13 protein-coding genes and 1 riboswitch are annotated in these 14,138 nt (G+C 72.2%); of the genes, 4 read left to right on the top strand and 9 right to left on the bottom strand.

The window, feature by feature from the left end; translation table 11 throughout:
- Positions 1-179: 179 nt before the first annotated feature.
- Entirely contained in the window at positions 180-1,037 is an 858-nt protein-coding gene (locus tag AB0C19_RS25835; RefSeq protein ID WP_357189409.1) for an ABC transporter permease, read from the bottom strand.
- Between the two features lie 103 nt (positions 1,038-1,140).
- Positions 1,141-2,172 carry an ABC transporter substrate-binding protein gene (locus tag AB0C19_RS25830; protein ID WP_112584856.1) on the bottom strand — a complete coding sequence of 344 codons (1,032 nt, stop codon included), beginning with the start codon at positions 2,170-2,172 and terminating at the stop codon, positions 1,141-1,143.
- Positions 2,173-2,442: 270 nt separating this feature from the next.
- Here AB0C19_RS25830 and AB0C19_RS25825 point away from each other — a divergent pair, with 270 nt between their 5' ends.
- The 4 genes from AB0C19_RS25825 (at position 2,443) to AB0C19_RS25810 (ending at position 7,823) form a co-directional block, all read left to right on the top strand.
- Positions 2,443-3,228, top strand: a complete 786-nt coding sequence (locus AB0C19_RS25825; protein WP_091402346.1) for an ABC transporter ATP-binding protein — start codon at positions 2,443-2,445, stop codon at positions 3,226-3,228.
- A gap of 2 nt (positions 3,229-3,230) precedes the next feature.
- On the top strand, positions 3,231-4,181 hold the full coding sequence (locus tag AB0C19_RS25820; RefSeq protein WP_357189406.1) for an LLM class F420-dependent oxidoreductase: 951 nt from the start codon (positions 3,231-3,233) through the stop codon (positions 4,179-4,181).
- The gene (locus AB0C19_RS25815; RefSeq protein ID WP_282264487.1) at positions 4,178-4,486 is read left to right on the top strand and encodes a cupin; all 309 of its coding nucleotides are present in this window, start codon (positions 4,178-4,180) and stop codon (positions 4,484-4,486) included. Before AB0C19_RS25820 ends, AB0C19_RS25815 begins: the two co-directional genes overlap by 4 nt.
- A 76-nt stretch (positions 4,487-4,562) precedes the next feature.
- Positions 4,563-7,823: a hypothetical protein gene (locus tag AB0C19_RS25810; RefSeq protein WP_357189404.1), complete on the top strand. Its 3,261-nt coding sequence runs from the start codon at positions 4,563-4,565 to the stop codon at positions 7,821-7,823.
- A 142-nt stretch (positions 7,824-7,965) separates the two neighbouring features.
- On the opposite strand, the gene thiC is transcribed toward AB0C19_RS25810, so the two are convergent.
- The 7 genes from thiC to thiE form a co-directional block, all read right to left on the bottom strand.
- Positions 7,966-9,558, bottom strand: coding sequence for a phosphomethylpyrimidine synthase ThiC (gene thiC / locus AB0C19_RS25805; protein WP_357189402.1), 1,593 nt, complete (start codon positions 9,556-9,558; stop codon positions 7,966-7,968).
- Between the two features lie 17 nt (positions 9,559-9,575).
- A complete protein-coding gene (gene thiD, locus AB0C19_RS25800) occupies positions 9,576-10,361 on the bottom strand; it encodes a bifunctional hydroxymethylpyrimidine kinase/phosphomethylpyrimidine kinase (RefSeq protein WP_357189400.1) in 786 nt (261 codons plus the stop codon).
- Positions 10,358-11,098 (bottom strand): thiamine phosphate synthase, encoded by a 741-nt coding sequence (locus AB0C19_RS25795; protein WP_357189398.1) that lies wholly within the window; start codon positions 11,096-11,098, stop codon positions 10,358-10,360. The genes thiD and AB0C19_RS25795 overlap by 4 nt, the downstream gene beginning before the upstream one ends.
- Positions 11,095-11,874 (bottom strand): thiazole synthase, encoded by a 780-nt coding sequence (locus AB0C19_RS25790; protein ID WP_357189396.1) that lies wholly within the window; start codon positions 11,872-11,874, stop codon positions 11,095-11,097. Before AB0C19_RS25790 ends, AB0C19_RS25795 begins: the two co-directional genes overlap by 4 nt.
- Positions 11,871-12,071 (bottom strand): sulfur carrier protein ThiS, encoded by a 201-nt coding sequence (gene thiS / locus AB0C19_RS25785; RefSeq protein WP_357189395.1) that lies wholly within the window; start codon positions 12,069-12,071, stop codon positions 11,871-11,873. Before thiS ends, AB0C19_RS25790 begins: the two co-directional genes overlap by 4 nt.
- Positions 12,062-13,225, bottom strand: a complete 1,164-nt coding sequence (gene thiO, locus AB0C19_RS25780) for a glycine oxidase ThiO (protein ID WP_357189475.1) — start codon at positions 13,223-13,225, stop codon at positions 12,062-12,064. The genes thiS and thiO overlap by 10 nt, the downstream gene beginning before the upstream one ends.
- A complete protein-coding gene (gene thiE / locus AB0C19_RS25775; protein ID WP_357189393.1) occupies positions 13,222-13,848 on the bottom strand; it encodes a thiamine phosphate synthase in 627 nt (208 codons plus the stop codon). The genes thiO and thiE overlap by 4 nt, the downstream gene beginning before the upstream one ends.
- A riboswitch (TPP riboswitch) is annotated at positions 13,843-13,952 on the bottom strand. (Overlaps the previous gene by 6 nt.)
- Positions 13,953-14,138 lie beyond the last annotated feature (186 nt).

The raw sequence follows: 14,138 nt of genomic DNA, 5'->3' as shown, positions 1-14,138 counted from the left end.
GGGCCGGGCCCGGGGGGGCACTGTATTTCCCCCCCGCCGGCCCCGGGCCCCCCACACCCCTTGCGCCAGCAGCGTCGACAAGACGGGCCGGCCTCCCACTGGGAGGCCGGCCCTGCGCGTTTCTTAGTGTTGATCTTGACCTGGGTCTTGGTGCTGCTCTGTGATCTCGCTCTGTTGGGTTAGCGGCTGCTTGTGGTTTCTCGTACCCAGGGGAGGGCGAACCGCTCGATCAGCAGGAGCGCCGAATAGAGCAGGATGCTCACCAGCGCCACCAGCATGATCGCCGCCCAGGCGGTGGCGGCGTCGCCGATGCCGGCGTACTGCGTGATGACGTAGCCGAGGCCGCTCTCGCCGGCCTGGAACTCACCGATCACCGCGCCGATCGCGGCCAGTGGCATGGCCACCTTGAGCCCGACGAAGATCTGCGGCAACGCGGCCGGGAAGCGCACCTTGCGGAACGCCTGCCAGCGGGAGGCGTTCCAGGAACGCACCAGTTCGGCCAGGTCGGCCGGCGTGGTGGTCAACCCGGTCGCGGTCGAGAGCACGATCGGGAAGAAGCAGAGCAGGAACACCATGGTCAGGATCGGCTTCTGGCCCCAGCCGAGCGCCACCACCAGCAGCGGGCCCAGCGTGATCTTCGGCACCGCGTTCACAGCGACCAGCAGCGGCGTGAACATCCGCTCCACAGTGCGGGAACTGGCCAGCGAGAGCCCGATCAGCACACCGGCGGCCACCGAGAGGGCGAAGCCGGTCAGGATCTCCAGCGTGGTGTCCCAGGTGTGCTCAAGCATCTGGGCGGGCTTGTCGACGAACGCGCTGAACACGTCGCCGGGCGGCGGCAGGGCGAAAGGGTGGACCAGTTCCAGCCGGGCGATCAGCCACCACGCCGCCAGCGCGACCAGGATGCCGACCGCGGGCAGCACCGCGTCGGCCCCGGCCCGAAGACCGGCACCTCGACCCGTGCGTCCCGCCTCGGGGCCGGCACCCGGGGGCGGGGGTTCCGTCACCGCCGGGTCCGCTGACCGGACGTCGGTCATCTCTGTCCTCCTCGAAATCCCACGGCCCGCCGGGGGCCGACGAGCGACGGGGGTACGTCCCACCGGGATCGGCGGGACGTACCCCCTGATGACGACCGGACGATCAGGCCTTCGGCGCGAGGCTGAAGTCGATGATCTGCTCGGGGGTGATGTTCTGCTTCAGCGCGCCGGCACCCTGCAGGATGGCGATGCTCTTGGCGACCCGACCGCTGTCCAGCGTGCCGATCGCGGTGCCGGTGTTGCCGGAACGGACGTACGCGGCCATCAGCTCCAGCTCGGCGGCGGCGGAGACCGGGTTGGTGGCGTCGACGTTCTTCTTCAGGATGTCGGCGGCCTCCTTGGAGTTCGCCAGGCTGTACTCCAGGCCCTTGAGCAGCGCCGCGGTGAACTTCTTCACCATCTCGGGCTTCTCCTTGGCGATCTTGGAGGAGGTGATCAGCACGTTGCCGTAGAGGTCCTGCATCACGTTGCTGTACGGCAGCATGACGGCCTTCTTCTTGGCCACCGCCTCGATGGTCGGCTGACCGACGACGAACTGACCGATGCCGTCCACCGAGCCGGAGGCCAGCGTGCCGATCAGGTTCTGCGCCTCACCGTTGACCCAGGTCACCTTGGTCGCGTCCACACCGGCGAGCCGGGCGTACGTCGGGAACAGGTTGCGGACCACGGAGCCGGGAGTGTCGGCGAGCTTCTTGCCCTCCAGGTCCTTCGGCGAGCTGATGTTCTTGCCCTCGACGGTGGCGATGCCCGCCATGGTGCGCTGCTGGATCGCGGCCACCGCTGTGAAGTCCTTCGCCTGGCCGTTGCCGAGCTGGAGCAGGCCGCCGGTGAGGTCGATCGGGCCGAAGTCGGCCTGGCCGCCGACGATGGTCTGGATCACGCCACCGGTGCCCTGACCAGCCTTGATCTCGACGTCGAAGCCGGCTTCCTTGAAGAAGCCCTTGTCCTTCGCCACCCAGGCGTAGGAGTCACGGCCGAAGTTACCGAACGAGGTGAGGTAGGTCACCTTCTCCAGCGTCTTGCCGTCGCCGCCCTTGGCATCGTCGGCCGAATCCGACCCGCTGCTGCAGGCGGAGACAAGGGCGAGGGCGGTGGCCAGCGCGGCCGTAGCGACCGTACGGGTCAGCCTTCTCATCAGTGCACCATGTCCTTTCCGACCGGGGCCGGCAGGCCACCGGAGGGGGTTGTCGTGACGGGCCGGCGGGAGGGGTGGAAGCCGGGCGCCGCCGTCGTGGGGGGACTCTTCGCGGGCACAGCGTACGAGAAACCCACAGTTGCGACGCCAGGCGTATCGGGTTGCGGAACGGAAACAACCTGACGACCACCCCAGCCGGTGCCATACCTCGACGGGGCGGCTAGCCTTTGTCGGATTCCTGACCGTCGACTCAGCGGAGGTACGCCGGAGATGATCCGACTGTCCGGGGTGTCCCGTACCTTCGAGGGCCGATCCGGCCGGGTGGAGGCGCTGCGCGGCATCAACCTCGACGTCGCCGAGGGCGAGTTCGTCGCAGTGCTCGGCCGCTCCGGCTGCGGCAAGTCCACACTGCTGCGGCTGATCGCCGGGCTGCTCCCGTTGAGTGCCGGTGAGATCACCGTCGCCGGTACGCCGATCACCCGCCCCCGCCAGGACATCGCCATGCTGTTCCAGAAGCCGGCGCTGCTGCCCTGGCGCACAGTGCTGGACAACGTCCTGCTGCCGGTGGAGATCTTCGGCTGGAGCCGCGCCAAGCACCGGGAGCGGGCCCAGCAACTGCTCGACGTCGCCGGGTTGGCCGGTTTCGAGAAGCGGCTGCCGCACGAACTCTCCGGCGGCATGCAGCAGCGGGTGTCGCTCTGCCGGTCTCTGATCGGTGAGCCCCGGGTGATGCTGATGGACGAGCCGTTCTCCGCTCTGGACGCGCTCACCCGCGAGGAACTCTCCGGCGAACTCCAGCGGGTGCACATGGAGAACAAGCCGACAATCGTCTTCGTCACCCACTCGATCGACGAGGCGGTGCTGCTCGCCGACCGGGTGGTCGTGCTGAGCCCCCGCCCCGGCCGGATCCGCAAGGTCGTCGACGTGACCATCCCCCGGCCCCGCACCCTGGGCCGTAACGCCCACCTGGCCGACGTCGCCCAGGTCAGCGCCGACCTGCACGAACTGCTGATGGAACGCGAACAGCCGGCCACCGCCGGCGCGGAAGGACACTGACCATGCGGGTGTCGGTCTTCACCGAGCCGAACCGTGGCGCCAGCTACGACACCCAGCTCCGGTTCGCCAAGCTGGTCGAGGCCTGCGGCTACGAGGGTTTCCTCCGCGCCGACCACTACCAGTCGATGGGCGCCGACCCGGGCCTGCCCGGCCCCACTGACGCCTGGCTGACCCTCGCCGCGCTGGCCCGGGAAACCGAGCGGATCCGACTCGGCACCCTGGTGACGTCGGCCACGTTCCGCCTGCCCGGCCCCCTCGCGGTGATGGTCGCGCAGGTCGACCAGATGAGCGGTGGCCGGGTCGACCTCGGCATCGGCGCCGGCTGGTACGAGCGCGAGCACACCTCGTACGGCATCCCGTTCCCGGCGGTCGGCGAGCGTTTCGACCGGCTGGCCGAGCAGCTCGAGGTGATCACCGGGTTGTGGGCAACCCCGCCCGGCGGGACCTACAGCTTCACCGGCGACCACTACCGGCTGGTGGACGCTCCCGCCCTGCCCAAGCCGGTGCAGGTACCCGGCCCGCCGATCATCGTGGGCGGGCGTGGCCCCAAGCGCACACCCGAACTGGCCGCCCGGTACGCCGACGAGTTCAACATGCCGTTCAAGTCCGTTGCCGCCACCGCCGAGGCGTACGACCGGGTGCGCGAGACGTGTGAGCGCACCGGACGGACGGAGTCCGGGCGCGCCCCGTTGGTGCTGTCCGCCGGGATCGTCGTCGCCATCGGCCGGACCGACGCGGAGGCCCAGCGTCGGGCCGCGCCCCTGCACCAGAAGAGCGCGCTGCCACCGGAGGACCCGGTGGTCGGCTCCCCCGCGCAGCTCGCGCAGCGGCTCGGCGAGTTCGCCGCGATCGGCACCACCCGGGTCCACCTGCGCCTGATCGACTTCGATGATCTCGACCACCTCGAGCTGATCGCCGCCGAGGTGCTGCCCCAACTGGACGGAGCACGATGACCGACGTGATCGACGGAACCGAACTAGGGCCGGTGGGCCAGGAGATCGTGTTCGAGAACGACCGGGTCCGGGTCTGGCACATCCGCCTCGAGCCGGGCGAGCGGCAACCGCTGCACCGGCACGACCACCCCTACCTGGTGGTGGCGATCGAGGGCGCCAAGAACGTCGTACAGACCATCGACGGCACCCTGATCGACGCCGACGAGCCCACCGGCGGAGTGGTCTACCGGGACCCGGGCGCTGTGCACATGCTGACCAATGTCGGGGATACGACTTACCTGGCGCGGCTGGTCGAACTCAAGTAGACCCGCCGATGGCCACCGGCGTGCCTCGCGGCGCGCCGGTGGCGATCGGGTGTACCAGGTGCGTAACGTGCCGGACATGGCCTTTCGGACCTGGGGCAGACTGCTGCTCACGGCGCTCGGGGTGAGCGTGCTGGCCGGAGCCGGCCAGCTCGGCGTCGCGTACGGTTTCGGCATCGTCCGCCTGACCGGCGCATTCACCGGTACGACAGTCAACCAGTGGCCGGCCCAGCTCGTCTGGGTGGGCTGGTTCGCCGCGAACGCAGCCGTCGCCGGCGCCGTCCTGACCGGCCGCCTCGCTCGCCGCGACGCCCCGGCGGCCAGCACCGGGCGGCAGTTGGCGGTCGGCGGCGCGGCAGCGCTCGGCGCAACAGTCATCGCCCCGCTCTGCATGCAGCCCGCCCGCGCCGCGGAGCTGATCTCCGTTGACCCGGTCTGGGCGGTGGGCATCTGCGCCATGGTCGGTGCGGTGATCGGGGCGGGCGCGGCGATCGCCGTCCTGTTCCGGCCCGAGCTGGGATGGAACATGGCGGCCGTGGCCGGCGCGGTCTGGCTGCTGGCGCTGGTCTCCGTCCTACCGTCGCTCGGCACGGCCGGCCCGCTGCCGACCGTCCGGCTCGGCGTACTGGAGCCGAGCTGGCTCGACGACGCCGCAGCACAGCAGCTGGCGCTTCTCCTGCTGCCCATCGTGGCGCTGCTGGCCGGCGCGGCGACCGCCGGGCTGGCTCGCTGGCGCGGTCAGGCTCCACTGGTCAGCGGGGCCACCGGGGTGGCCGGTCCGGTGCTGGTGGCGTTCGCCTACCTGACCGCCGGTCCGGGCGACGCGGTGGACCGCTACCAGACCGCCCCCTACTACGGCTCGTTGATCGCGATCCTCGCCGGAGCGCTCGGCGCGGCCGCCGCCGCGCTGCTGCGCTGGCCGACGGGCACCCGTACCACCGATCCGCAGGCGATCGAGCCCACCGCCATCCTGCGCCCGCTGCCCGCCGGCCCGGCGCTACCCGGCGCGGCGAACGACCGGGACAGCGCCGAGCGCACCGACACGGAGACGACCAACGCCGAGCTGGCCACCAGCACCAAGCCCGCCGGCGTCGTTGCGGGTCCGTGGGCGACTGGCGACCCCGATGCCGTACGCACCGTCCCCGCCCACTGGGACTGGCCGGAGACCACAGCGAGCGGACAACACGGTCCGGCTCCCGCCACTACGACTCCCGCCGCCTCGACTCCCGCCGCCCCGACTCAGCCTGCGGCCTGGCTGACCGCGCCGACCGGTGAGTTCAGCGCCGCAGGGCAGACGCCCCCGCGCCAGAATGATGTCCTGGCCACGACCGAGCCTTCGGCCGGCACCGACGTCAGCAACGTCAACTCGACCGGCACCACGGCCGGACGCGCCGACGCCGCCACCCCGACGGACGCCCGAGCGGTCGACGGGCCGACCGGCAGCACCGCAACGGGCGCCAGCGGCAGCACGGCGACCAGCGGCAGACCGACCGGTGGGCGTACCACCCGCACGTCCGCCGCCACCCCGACCGGCACGGGCGCACCCGGCTCCGGCACGACCAGCGCGGTCGCTGCCAGCGCACCGACCACCTCGGACGAGCCAATCCCCGCGACCGGCAGCACGGCCCGGACCAGCGCCGCCGCGAGCACCACGGCCCCGACCAGCACGGCCCCGACCAGCACGGCCCCGACCAGCACGGACAGCGGCGCCGAGGCGACCAGCACAGGCCCGACTGGCACGGACGTTCCCAGTCCCGCCACCACTGCCTCGACGGGCACGGGGTCAGGCACGAGCACGGAGGCGAGCAGCGCGGGCACGGCCGACCACGGCACGCCCGAGGCGCCGCTGACGATCAAGCCGCGACGCGGCCGCAAGTCGAAAGCCAACCCGGACACCACCGCCTCCGACGTGGCTGACGACAGGTCCCCCGCCAGTTCGGCAAGCGCTCGCGAGACGACCACAAGCGAGACGACCACTCGCGGGACGACCACCGACGCAACGACCACCCGCGAGACGACCACCGGCGGTGCCACGAAGGGCACCCGGCCGAGCAGGTCCGCCGACAGCACCGCGTCCGACGCGGCCACCGACACTCCGGCGCCCAGCCAGGGAAGCCCGGGTGAGCGGTCGAGTTCGACCTCCGAGGTCGCCTCGGCTGCCGCCTCCGGCACGGTGGCAGACCGGACAACCTCTACCGGCGCGAAGCGAGCAACGGCCACGCCCGCCACCGGCTCGAAGCGAGCACCGGCCGCCTCGACGACCGCCGAAAACGGCGCGACACAGGCGCCGGCCAGCCCGGAGTCCCCCGCCACGGCAACCGACGCCACACCGATCCCGACCACCGGAGCCGGGGCGACACCGGCACCGGCCACCGGGAGTGAGACGACACCGGCACCGGCCACCGGGAGTGAGACGACACCAGCACCGGCCACCGCGGCCGGCGCGACGCGAGCAGCGGCGGCGCCGTCCACCATGGCCGGGCAGGTTGGCGCGGAAGCCATCCCGCGCGTCCCGAAGGCCGGCACGGGAAGCAAGGCAGCACCGGCCGACACGACGAGCGGAGCTGCGATCGCCGGGGCTCATGACACCGACAGCGCTCGGCCCGCCGCCGAGGACGTTCCCGCCGCCGGCTTGTTCGGGGCCACCGCCGCCAGTGACCCGGACACGGACCGGTGGACGCCCGCGCCGTCGGCCTGGCCGGTCACCTCGACGTGGACGGTGCCACCGCAGGCCTCCGACCCGGAGGCAACGGCATCGGAGGGGTCGAGCAGGCCCGACGCGCCGACCGGGCCGACGCCCAGGCCCCGGCATCGGGCACCGTTGCCGGACCTGAGCCGGGCCGGCACCTGGAACGCGTTCGACACCTCTCGGCGCCGCGGGCCGGCCGGGTCGCAGGACAGCTCGACGGCACGGACAACGCCGACCGAAGCGGGCGAGACGGCTGCTCCGGCCGAACACCCGGGCCGGCCGGAGTTCCCGGGCACTGTGGGCGCGCCATCCGGTGCCGCCGCCACCAGCGCCACCACCGACAGCGCCACCACCGGCACCGGCACCGGCGATCTGACGCCTACCGACACCACGTCGGCAGAGCCGAGCCACCCGAAGGTGGCAGAGCAGCCCTCCCGGCGAGGGCGGCTCGGTGGGCTGTTCCGTCGCAACCGGTCCCGCGCCGACGAGGAAAGCCCGAAGACGTCGGATGAAGCGGAGCCGCTGGCGTCCCAGGACGAGGAATTCGTCGATTGGGTCGCCGGTCTGAGCAAGCCGGTGTCGGACAACGAGCCCGAGCAGGAGAACAGCCGCCGGTCGTTGCGCTCCACCGGTCGACACCACCGCGACTGACCCACTGCCGCTGACTCCACCGCGCAGCGCGCAGACACACCGACCCGTCGCTTGATCGACTCGGGTTCACTGATACCGGGCTATCCCAAGGCGGCCGGACACCGCGACATCAATGAACCCGAGTCGATCACGCCGCGAGGGGTCAGGCGAGCGGTAGGTAGACCCGGCTCCCGCCGGAGACGAACTCCTCCGACTTGTCCTTCATGCCGCGCGCCGCGTACTCCTTGAGCTCTTGAGTGATCTTCATGGAGCAGAACTTCGGACCACACATCGAGCAGAAGTGCGCGGTCTTCGCCGGCTCCGCGGGCAGGGTCGCGTCGTGGTACGAGCGCGCCGTCTCCGGGTCCAGCGAGAGGTTGAACTGATCCTCCCAGCGGAACTCGAACCGCGCCTTGGACAGGGCGTCGTCCCAGGCCTGCGCGCCGGGATGCCCCTTGGCCAGGTCCGCCGCGTGCGCCGCGATCTTGTACGCGATCACGCCGGCCTTCACGTCGTCCCGGTCCGGCAGACCGAGGTGCTCCTTCGGCGTGACGTAGCAGAGCATCGCGGTGCCGAACATGCCGATCATCGCGGCGCCGATCGCCGAGGTGATGTGGTCGTACGCGGGCGCGATGTCGGTGGTCAGCGGACCGAGCGTGTAGAAGGGCGCCTCGTGGCACCACTCCTGCTGAAGGTCCACGTTCTCCTTGATCTTGTGCATCGGTACGTGACCGGGGCCCTCGATCATCACCTGGACGTCGTACGCCCAGGCGACAGTAGTCAGCTCACCGAGGGTGCGCAGCTCGGCGAACTGCGCCTCGTCGTTGGCGTCGGCGATCGACCCGGGGCGCAGCCCGTCGCCGAGGGAGAACGTCACGTCGTAACGCGCGAGCAGCGCGCACAGCTCCTCGAAGTTGGTGTAGAGGAAGTTCTCCTCGTGGTGCGCCAGACACCACGCCGCCATGATCGAACCGCCGCGGGACACGATCCCGGTGACCCGGTCCACTGCCAGCGGCACGTACGGCAGGAGCACCCCGGCGTGCACAGTCATGTAGTCCACGCCCTGCTCGGCCTGCTCGATGACTGTCTCCCGGAACACCTCCCAGCTCAACTTCACCGGGTCGCCGCCGACCTTCTCCAGCGCCTGGTAGATCGGCACCGTCCCGATCGGCACCGGCGAGTTCCGCACGATCGCCTCACGGGTCTCGTGGATCCGCTTACCAGTGGACAGGTCCATCACGGTGTCCGCGCCCCAGCGGGTGGCCCAGGTCAGCTTCTCCACCTCCTCGGCGACCGACGAGCTGACCGCCGAGGTGCCGATGTTGGCGTTCACCTTGACCAGGAACGCCTTACCGATGATCGCCGGCTCGCACTCCGGGTGGTTGACGTTGAGTGGGAGCACCGCCCGACCGGCGGCGATCTCGGCCCGCACGAGTTCCGGGTCGACGTTCTCCCGGACCGCCACGAACTCCATCTCCGGCGTCACCACACCGGCCCGCGCGTACGCGAGCTGGGTGGGCCGACGACCGTCCACCCCGGCCAGTGGGGTGCCCGCACCCCGCACCGGGGCCACGTCACCCCGCTCGGCGATCCACGGGCCGCGCAGCGGCGGCAGCCCCACCTCCGGGTCCGAACCAGGGCCGGACGTGTCGTACAGCCGCACCGGCGGCAGGTCCCCGGTCAGCCCCACCTCCGCGAACGGCACCCGGACATCCGGCCGCGAACCCTCGACGTACACCTTGCCTCGTGCGTGCATGACAGCCTCCCTGGTGATCAAGCGGACCAACCGAAGTGGTTCAGCGGCCCACGCCCCGCGCCCAGCTCCCAGCCCCGCGCGCCGGTCAGCGCACGGAGCACGTACTCCTTGGCGGCCCCCACGGCGGCCGGCACCGGATCGCCCAGACCGAGCCGCACCGCGATCGCCGCCGAGAACGAGCACCCGGTGCCGTGGGTGTGCCGGGTGGTCACTCGCGGCGCGCGCAGCAGTGTGGTGACGCCGCCGCCGTGCAGCACGTCGACCGCTTCGCCCCCGTCCAGGTCACCGCCAGTGACCACCACGTACTCCGGGCCGCCGGCCACCAGGGCCTCGGCCGCCACGACCATCGCGGCCACGTCGTCGACCGGGCGTCCGGTGATCGCCGCGGCCTCCGCGCAGTTCGGGGTCGCCACAGTGGCGTACGGCAGCAGCCGCTCCACAGCGCCCACCACGCCGAGCCGGTGACCACTCGTGGCGACCAGCACCGGGTCGACGACGAGTTGAGGCAGCCGACCGTCCCGGGCGGCCTCGGCCACCACGTCCGCGATCGCCGGGGTGCCGAGCATCCCCGTTTTCACGGCGCAGACGGTGAAATCGGTGAGCACGCTGTCCAACTGCTCGGTGACAGTGCGCGGGGGCAGCGGCAACACCGCGTCGACACCCCTGGTGTTCTGCGCGGTGACCGCCGTGAGGACGCTGGTGCCGTACGCGCCCAGCGCGGCGAAGACCTTGAGGTCGGCCTGGATGCCTGCGCCGCCGCCGGAGTCCGAGCCGGCGATGGTGAGGATGGTGCTCGGGGTCATTGTTTTTCCCTGGTCGCGGTTGGGGGCTGCGGCCGACCGTGCCCACTCCGGGCGGTCAGGCTTGATCCCTGCGTGGGCACGGTCGGCCGCAGCCCTGACGTGGAGACCTGGGTGACCCCGCGCCGGGTTTGGGTCAGCACAGGGGTGACCGCCTCTTTGAAGGCTCTGGTCAAACTCGCGGCTGTTTCGGTGGGGTCTTTGGCTCGCATGATCGCGCCGAGCACCGCAACCCCGACGGCTCCTGCCTTGACGCAGGCGGTTACCTGTTCTGGGGTTTCCACTCCGCCGAGGGCCAGCAGGGGTACCGGGCTGGTCTCGACAAGCTTTCGCAGGCCGTCCGGCGCCAGGGGTGGGCCGTAACCCGGTTTTGTCTTTGTGGGCCAGACCGGGGAGATGGTGGCGTAGTGCTCGGCGGTCAGGCGGTCCAGCTCGGGTTGGTGATGGCAGGAGCGGCCGACCAGACCGTGGGTTGGCGGTGGGTACGGGCCGGCTGCGGGCAGGTGCACAGCGTCGCCGCCGAGCGGGTCGGGGCCGGCCACGATGAGGATTCCGCCGACGTCGGCGAGGATCGCGCGCAGGCCGGCGGCGAGGGCGGCGCGTTCGGCGCGCGGCAGGTCCTTCTCCCGCAGCACCACCCAGCGCACTCCCCCGGCCACGGCGCCCGCCACTACCTGGTCGAGCCCACTCCGCGCGACGCGCCGATCGGTCAGCACGACAACCCCGGACGGCGGGGTCACAGCTCCGGTCTTCCCTCGTCGGGGGTGGAGGCGAGCGCGTGGAAACGGCGCTCGATCCGACCGGCGCCGGCCGCCAGGCGCCCGGCCTCGACCGCGTACCGCATCGCGGTGGCCATCGCCACCGGGTCGGCCGCCCGGGTGACAGCGCTCGCCAGCAGCACCCCGTCGCAGCCCAGCTCCATGGCCAGCGCCGCGTCGGACGCGGTGCCGATGCCGGCGTCGAGGATCACCGGCACGTCCACACCCTGCCTGATGAGTCGAATGTGGTGCGGGTTGCCGATGCCGAGGCCCGAGCCGATCGGGGAGCCGGCCGGCATCACCGCGGCGCAGCCCACGTCGGCGAGACGGCGGGCGAGCACCGGGTCGTCGCTGGTGTACGGCAGCACTGTGAAGCCGTCGGCGACCAACTCCTCGGCGGCGCGGAGCAACTCCACCCCGTCGGGCAGCAGCGTCCGCTCGTCGCCGATCACCTCCAGCTTGACCCAGTCGGTGTCGAACGCGTCCCGGGCCAATCGGGCCACCTTCACCGCCTCGGTGGCGGTGTGGCAGCCGGCGGTGTTCGGCAGCAGGCGTACGCCGCATCGGTCCAGCAGTTCCAGCAGCCCACCGGTGGAGCCCGGTGCCGTGCCCACCCGGCGCAGCGCCAGTGTGACCAGCTCGGTGCCGGACGCCCGGATCGCCTGCTCCAGGACGTGCAGGTTCGCGGCGCCACCGGTGCCGAGGATCAGCCGTGAGGTGAAGGTCTCGCCACCCAGTTCGAACGCCACGCCGCTCACCCGCCCTGCGCCGCGGTGAGAACCTCGACCCGGTCACCGTCGCGCAGCGCTCGGTCTGGCCAGCCGGTCCGGGGGACCACCTCGCCGTTGACAGCGACCGCCACCCCGCGTGGGTGCGCCACGACGTCGCGGACCAGGTCCGCCACTGACGCGCCGGCGGCGACGCTTCGCCCGGCCCCGTTCACGGTCAACTCCACAGGTCCCCCTCCATCGTCTGTTCAGTTCCGCCCGACGTGGCCAACGCGGCTCCGCCGAAGCGGTCGGCACGGAAGGGCGCGAGCAGCGGGTCGGGTACGCCGCCGAGCACCAGGTCGGCGATCAGGTCGGCGGTGATCGGGGTGAGCACGATGCCGTGCCGGTGGTGCCCGGTGGCGGCCAGGACGTCCGGTCGGTCCGGCAGCGGCCCGATGATCGGCGCGTTGTCCGGGGTGCCCGGACGCAGCCCGGCGACCGCCTCGACCAGGTCGTACTCGGCCAGCTCGGGCAGCAGGTCGACTCCGGCGCGCAGCAGCCGTTGCACGGCACCGGCGGTGACAGTGGCGTCCGAGCGCTCCTCGACAGTGGCGCCGAGCACTACCTCACCGTCGGCGCGGGGCACCAGGTAGACGTGCTCGCCGTCGGCGTACCCCCGGATCACGTGCCGGAAGCCCGGCGCGACGCCGTCGGGCGCGCGGAGCCGGAGGATCTGACCCTTGACCGGCCGCACGGGCAGGCCGGTGAGCGCGGCCGCCCCGCAGCCGGCGGCTACCACGGTGACCAAGGCGTCCACATCGGACAGCGACCGGACCGGCTGCGGCACGAGCACCGCGCCGGCCCGCTGCGCGGCCGTGCGCAGCGCCGGCACCAGCAGCCGGGGGTCGACCTGGTGGTCGGTGGGCGCGAGCGCGCCTCCGCGCACCCGTGGGGCGAGCGCCGGTTCGCTGTCGCGCAGCTCGCTGGGGCGCAGCGGCGTCACGGGCAGACCCAACCCCTGCTGGTACGCCCACAGCCGGCGCGCCTCGGCCAGGTCGTCGCCGGTGAGCCCGACCATCAGGGTGCCCTCGGTCCGGTAGCCGATCTCGACTCCGGTCGTCTCGGTCAACTCGGCGGCGAACGCCGGCCAGCGGGCGGCGGACGCCAGCAGCAACCCGGTCAGCTGCCGCTCGCCGAAGTACGCCTCGGCGACCGGGGAGAGCATGCCGGCGGCCACCGCCGACGCCCCCGAGCCGGGCGCCGGATCGTGCACCACCACGCGCAGCCCCCGCGCGGCGCAGCGCCAGGCGATCGCCAGCCCGATCGGCCCCGCCCCCACCACCGCCACGTCCGGCCGGACCCGGTCGCTCGACGGCGGTGACGGGGACCGGCCGGTCAGCACGTCAGGGCCTCGATCAGCTCGGCGGTTGCCAGTGCCGGGTCGGCGGCGGCGGAGACGGCACCGACCACCGCCACCCCGTACGCCCCGGCGGCCCGCAGCGCCGCCACCCGGGCGGCGGTCACTCCGCCGATCGCGATGACGGGCACGTCGACGGCGTCGACGACGGCGCGTACCCCGGCGGGCCCGATGGGATCCGGCAGGCCGGTCTTGGTGCTGGTGGTGTGACACGGCCCGACGCCCAGGTAACTCGCGCCCGAAGCGACGGCCTCGCGCGCCGGGCCCGGCGCGCGGGCGGTGGCGCCCAGCACACCGGTGGGGCCGAGCACCCGGCGGGCGGCGGCGACCGGCAGGTCGTCGGCGCCGACGTGGCCTCCGGCGGCGCCAACCGCCAGCGCCACGTGCAACCGGTCGTTGACCAGGCAGGTCGCGCCGTACGACGCGCAGAGCGCCAACACCCGCCGGGTCAGGTCGTACGCCTCGCGGTCGGTGGCGGAATCCTCGACCCGGACCTGCACCACGAGGTCGGCGTGGGCCACCGTGAGGGCGGCGCGAACCACGGCGAGTGGGTCGCGACCTTCTCGGGTGTCGGTGATGAGATGCAAACGCCCCAGGGACGGCACGGCAACGCTCCTCCCTGCGCCGGCATTACCCGGATCAGGTTCAACGGTCGGGGGCTGTCAGCCCCCCTCTCAGCCCGGTACACCGGGCTCCCGTGGGTTACTTGCGTGTCACCGTACGACAGATCCGCCGGCCTGCCAAGGCGCGGGGTCGGCGGTGGCCGGCCGGCGGGCCGCGTCAAAACGAGCGAGATCCAATGGGGCACTTCATACGGTCCTGTTCGGAATGTCGCCCCCCGTTGCAGAACCGTTACCCGTCCGCATCTTGCCCGACATCGAGCCAGCCGAATTAA

Source organism: Micromonospora sp. NPDC048842 (genome assembly GCF_040649935.1).
GTDB classification, from domain to species: domain Bacteria; phylum Actinomycetota; class Actinomycetes; order Mycobacteriales; family Micromonosporaceae; genus Micromonospora; species Micromonospora hortensis.
The sequence above is the reverse complement of the archived record's forward strand: the minus strand, read 5'-3'. Positions and strand labels throughout refer to the sequence as shown.

Excerpts from the sequence above, each read along its gene's own strand:
- AB0C19_RS25835 (WP_357189409.1), bottom strand. The coding sequence starts at position 1,037 with ATGACCGACGTCCGGTCAGCGGACCCGGCGGTGACGGAACCCCCGCCC.
- AB0C19_RS25830 (WP_112584856.1), bottom strand. The coding sequence starts at position 2,172 with ATGAGAAGGCTGACCCGTACGGTCGCTACGGCCGCGCTGGCCACCGCC.
- AB0C19_RS25825 (WP_091402346.1), top strand. The coding sequence starts at position 2,443 with ATGATCCGACTGTCCGGGGTGTCCCGTACCTTCGAGGGCCGATCCGGC.
- AB0C19_RS25820 (WP_357189406.1), top strand. The coding sequence starts at position 3,231 with ATGCGGGTGTCGGTCTTCACCGAGCCGAACCGTGGCGCCAGCTACGAC.
- AB0C19_RS25815 (WP_282264487.1), top strand. The coding sequence starts at position 4,178 with ATGACCGACGTGATCGACGGAACCGAACTAGGGCCGGTGGGCCAGGAG.
- AB0C19_RS25810 (WP_357189404.1), top strand. The coding sequence starts at position 4,563 with ATGGCCTTTCGGACCTGGGGCAGACTGCTGCTCACGGCGCTCGGGGTG.
- thiC (WP_357189402.1), bottom strand. The coding sequence starts at position 9,558 with ATGCACGCACGAGGCAAGGTGTACGTCGAGGGTTCGCGGCCGGATGTC.
- thiD (WP_357189400.1), bottom strand. The coding sequence starts at position 10,361 with ATGACCCCGAGCACCATCCTCACCATCGCCGGCTCGGACTCCGGCGGC.